The 4,846-nt window shown below is 72.4% G+C and carries 4 protein-coding genes; 2 read left to right on the forward strand and 2 right to left on the reverse strand.

Annotated features, from left to right (window positions below; genetic code table 11):
• Positions 1-152 precede the first annotated feature (152 nt).
• Positions 153-3,008, reverse strand: coding sequence for a DEAD/DEAH box helicase (locus AB0O00_RS29700; RefSeq protein WP_363656967.1), 2,856 nt, complete (start codon positions 3,006-3,008; stop codon positions 153-155).
• Positions 3,009-3,297: 289 nt separating this feature from the next.
• Between AB0O00_RS29700 and AB0O00_RS29705 the strand changes: the two genes are divergently transcribed.
• Entirely contained in the window at positions 3,298-3,672 is a 375-nt protein-coding gene (locus AB0O00_RS29705; RefSeq protein ID WP_329928682.1) for a hypothetical protein, read from the forward strand.
• Between the two features lie 30 nt (positions 3,673-3,702).
• Positions 3,703-4,035 (forward strand): metalloregulator ArsR/SmtB family transcription factor, encoded by a 333-nt coding sequence (locus AB0O00_RS29710; protein WP_363656963.1) that lies wholly within the window; start codon positions 3,703-3,705, stop codon positions 4,033-4,035.
• Positions 4,036-4,052: 17 nt separating this feature from the next.
• Here the strand turns inward: AB0O00_RS29710 and AB0O00_RS29715 are convergent.
• A partial coding sequence (locus AB0O00_RS29715) for an aminotransferase class V-fold PLP-dependent enzyme (protein WP_363656965.1) occupies positions 4,053-4,846 on the reverse strand: 794 nt, incomplete at its 5' end.

Below are 4,846 nucleotides of genomic sequence, written 5' to 3' on the forward strand. Positions count from 1 at the left end.
CGGTCTTCGAGGTTCTCGAAGACCGTCAGGCCCGCCCGACACGAGCAAGTGCATTCGGCCATCGCCGGCGAGACGCTGTCGAAGCCGCCCGGGCGTGGCGAAGGGGCCCGGCCGTTCGAGAGGTGAACGGGCGGGCCCCTTGGGTGGGCGGGTCAGCCTACGGAGGAGTAGGCGATGATGCCGCGGCGGAGGCCGTCGACGGCTTTGCGGGCGGTCTTGCGCAGGTCGGCGTCCTCGCCGGCGGCGTCCTGGATCTGGCCGAGGACGTCGATCAGCTGCTTGGTCCAGCGGACGAAGTCGCCGGCCGGCATGTCGGCGTCGCGCAGGACCTGGTCGAGGTTGTGGCCGAGTGCCCAGCGGTAGGCGGCCCAGGCGAAGCCCAGGTCGGGTTCGCGCTGGCCGACGCCCTCGGCGGTGTTGATCCGGTGCTGCTCCTCCAGGGCGTCGAGGTGGCCCCAGATGCGGACCATCTTGCCGAGCGCCTCCTTGGCCGCGCCCTCCGGGACCCGGGGGGCGCCGGCGTCGTCGGCCTGGCGCGACTCGTACACCAGCGCCGAGGCGCAGGCGGCGAGTTCGGCGGCGGCGAGGCCGCTCCACACGCCCTCGCGGATGCACTCGGAGGCGAGCAGGTCGAGCTCGCCGTAGAGGCGGCCGAGCCGCTTGCCGTCGTCGGTGACGGTGTCGCCGCTCAGGTAGCCGAGGTCGGTGAGCAGGCCGCAGACGCGGTCGAAGGTGCGGGCGATGGTGTGGGTGCGCGAGCGCATCCGGCGTTCCAGCAGTTCGGTGTCGCGGTGCAGCCGGTGGTAGCGCTCGGCCCAGCGGGCGTGGTCCTCGCGCTCGTCGCAGCCGTGGCAGGGGTGCTGGCGCAGGACGGTGCGCAGCCGGGTGATCTCGGGGTCGTCCGCGGCGGCGGCGCGGCCGCGGCGGAAGCGCTCGGGCTCCAGGTGGCCGGCCTTGGTGCGCAGCGCGGAGGCGAGGTCGCGCCGGGACTGCGGGCTGCGCGGGTTGAAGGACTTGGGGATGCGCACGCGCTCGATGGCCGCGACCGGGTGCGGGAAGTCGATCATGGCGAGCCGCTTGACCTGCCGTTCGGCGGTGAGCACGACCGGGCGCGGCCCGTCCTGGTAGTCGGGGTGGCGCGGCCCGCCGCGGCCTGAGCGGCTGACCGGCGGCAGGCCCGGGTCGAGGACCAGGGCGAGGCCGGCGAACTTGCCGGTGGGCACGTGGATGACGTCGCCGGGCTTGAGCTGCTCGATGGACTCGACGGCGGCGGCGCGGCGCTGGCTGGTGCCCTCGCGGGCGAGCTCGTTCTCGCGGTCCTTGAGCGCCCGGCGCAGCTCCATGTACTCGTCGAAGTCGCCGAGGTGGCAGGTCATCGACGCGCGGTAGCCGTCCAGGCCCTCCTCGTTGCGCTGCACCTGGCGGGCGATGCCGACGACCGAGCGGTCCGCCTGGAACTGGGCGAAGGACGTCTCCAGCAGCTCGCGCGAGCGGTGCCGGCCGAACTGGGAGACCAGGTTGACGGCCATGTTGTAGGACGGCCGGAACGAGGACTTGAGGGGGTAGGTGCGGGTGCCGGCGAGGCCGGCGAGCGCCTCCGGGTCGAGGCCGCGCTGCCAGAGCACGACCGCGTGGCCCTCGATGTCGATGCCGCGGCGTCCGGCGCGGCCGGTGAGCTGGGTGTACTCGCCGGGGGTGATGTCGGCGTGGGTCTCGCCGTTCCACTTGACGAGCTTCTCCATGACCACCGAGCGGGCGGGCATGTTGATGCCGAGCGCGAGGGTCTCGGTCGCGAACACGGCCTTGCACAGGCCCTTCACGAACAGCTCCTCGACGACCTCCTTGAACCGGGGCAGCATCCCGGCGTGGTGGGCGGCGATGCCGCGCTCCAGCCCGTCCAGCCACTCGAAGTAGCCGAGGACGTGCAGGTCCTCGTCGGGGATGTCGGCGCAGCGCTCCTCGACGATGGCGCGGACCTGGGCCCGCTCGGAGTCCTTGTTGAGCCGCAGCCCGGAGCTGAGGCACTGCTGGACGGCGGCCTCGCAGCCGGCCCGGCTGAAGATGAAGGTGATCGCGGGCAGCAGGCCCTCGGCGTCGAGCCGGTCGATGACGTCGACGCGGCCCGGCGTCCAGACCCGGCCGGGGCGGCCGTTGGGCATGGAGCGGCCCCGGCCGCGGCCGAAGCGGTCCCGCGGGTTGCGGTCGAGTTCGGCGCGGGCGAGCCGGACGAGCTCGGGGTTGACCGCCTTGCCGGGGTTCTTGAGGCTGTTCTTGGGCCGGCCGTCGCGGTCGGGGCTGGCGAACAGGTCGTACATCCGGTTGCCGGCCATCACGTGCTGCCACAGCGGGACGGGCCGGTGCTCGGAGACGATCACCTTGGTGCCGCCGCGGACGGTGTCCAGCCAGTCGCCGAACTCCTCGGCGTTGGAGACGGTCGCGGAGAGCGAGACGAGGGTGACCGACTCGGGGAGGTGGATGATGACCTCCTCCCAGACGGCGCCGCGGAAGCGGTCGGCGAGGTAGTGGACCTCGTCCATGACGACGTAGCCGAGGCCGTCGAGGGTGCTGGAGCCCGCGTAGAGCATGTTGCGCAGCACCTCGGTGGTCATGACCACCACGGGGGCGTCGCCGTTGACGCTGTTGTCGCCGGTGAGCAGGCCGACCTTGGCGGCGCCGTAGCGCTTGACCAGGTCGCCGTACTTCTGGTTGGAGAGCGCCTTGATCGGCGTCGTGTAGAAGCACTTGCGGCCGGAGGCCAGGGCCAGGTGCACGGCGAACTCGCCGATGATCGTCTTTCCGGAGCCGGTCGGGGCGGCGACGAGCACGCCCTCGCCCGCCTCCAGGGCCTGGCAGGCCTGGACCTGGAAGTCGTCCAGCGGGAAGTCGTACAGCTGCTGGAAGCCGTGGAAGGCCGTCGCCTCCTCCGCGGCCCGGCGGCGGCTGGCCGCGTAGGCCTCGGCGGGGCTGAGCTCCCGGTCGTCCTGGGGCTCGGGCTCGGGGGTGTTCATCGCCGTCCGGGTGTGGTTGGTGTGATCTCGCATCTCAGCGAGAGGTTACCCGGGTCTACTGACATCGATAGCACCGTTTTTTTCCAGCGACTGGATCAGTTCTCCTCCAGATCCATAGTTGCAAATGTCTTCAAGTGATCGGATCCGGGCAGCTTCGGACGTCTCCGGTCAATCCCGGTGGAGAGCGGCCCCACCTCCCTACCTTCGACCGCACCGAACACACGCACCGGATGCACATACCGGTCTCATGCACCGGCTCCACGCACCGGACTCACGGGAGGACACCGAGATGGCGAACCTGGAGACGTCCCTCAAGGACGCGATGTCGATCGACGGGGCGATCGGCGTGGCCCTGGTCGACTACGGCAGCGGCATGGCGCTCGGCAGCCTCGGCGACGGCGGCGAGCTGGACCTCAACGTCGCCGCCGCCGGCAACACCGACGTGGTCCGCGCCAAGATGCGGGCGATGGAGATGCTCAACCTGCACGACAACGAGATCGAGGACATCCTGATCAGCCTCACGAACCAGTACCACATGGTCCGGCCGATCACGACGCCCTCCGGCCGCGGTCTGTTCCTCTTCCTCGCGCTCAACCGCAACCGCTCCAACCTCGCGATGGCACGTCACCAGCTCAAGCGGATCGAACTCGCCCTGGAGATCTGAGCGGACCGACACCACGGAAGGGGGGATCTCGTGCCGGTAGCCCTCTACCAGGCCAAGGCCGAGTTCTTCCGGATGCTCGGCCACCCCGTGCGGATCCGGGTCCTCGAACTGCTCCAGGCCGGACCGACGCCCGTGCGCGACCTGCTCGCGGCGCTGGAGGTCGAACCCTCCAGCCTGTCGCAGCAACTCGCCGTGCTGCGCCGGTCCGGCATCGTCAACGCCACCCGGGAGGGCAGCACGGTGGTGTACGCGCTCGCCGGCGGCGACGTCGCCGACCTGCTCCGCTCGGCCCGGCGGATCCTCACCGGGCTGCTCGCCGACCAGAACCGGCTCCTCGCCGAGCTGCGCGCCAGCGCCGACTGACGGTCCCGAAAAGCGGCTCACCCCTTGAGCAGCTCCGCCAGCCCGTCCGCCAGCCGCTCGTACTCCCGCGGCCGGTTGTACAGCTGCGCACACACCCGCAGCACCCCGCCGCCGGCCCACGGGCGGACGGCGATCCGGGTGGCGAAGCGCTCCCGCACCGCCGCCATCACGGCCCGCGCCGCCGGCTCGGTCTCGGCCCACCCGGCGGGCAGCCGGACGGTGCGCATCCACGCCCACGGCGGCGCGGGCAGCGGCGCGAGACCGGCCCGCTCGGCGAGCGCCCGCTGGCCGTACGCGGCGAGCCGGGCGTTGTGCGCGGCGACGCGCCCGGTGCCGAGTTCGCGCAGCAGGTCGAACCCGGCCGGGGCGGCCAGCCAGGGCGTGTAGTCGCAGGTGCCGCGCCACTCGACGTTGGCCGGGAAGCCCCGGTCGTGCTCCCAGGAGAGGGCGAGCGGGCGCACCCGGTCCGTCCACTCCGGGCGGACGGACAGGACGGCGGTGGCGCGCGGGGCGAAGGCCCACTTGTGCAGGTTGCCGCACCAGAAGTCGGCCTGTCCGTCGACCGGGGCGGGCAGCATGCCCGGCGCGTGGGCGCCGTCGACGACGGTGGTCACGCCGCGCCGGCGCAGTTCGGCGAGCAGTTCGGTGCCGGCGACGACGCGGGCGCTGGGCGAGGTGATCCGGTCCAGGACGGCGAGCCGGGTGCGCCCGTCGACGGCCGCGAGCACCACCTCCCGGACGGCGTGCTCGTCCGGGGCGTCGAGGGGCAGCACCACGGTGACGAGCTCGGCGCCGGTCTCGGCGGCCCGGC

The organism is Kitasatospora sp. NPDC093558, from assembly GCF_040683475.1.
Classification (GTDB): Bacteria; Actinomycetota; Actinomycetes; order Streptomycetales; family Streptomycetaceae; genus Kitasatospora.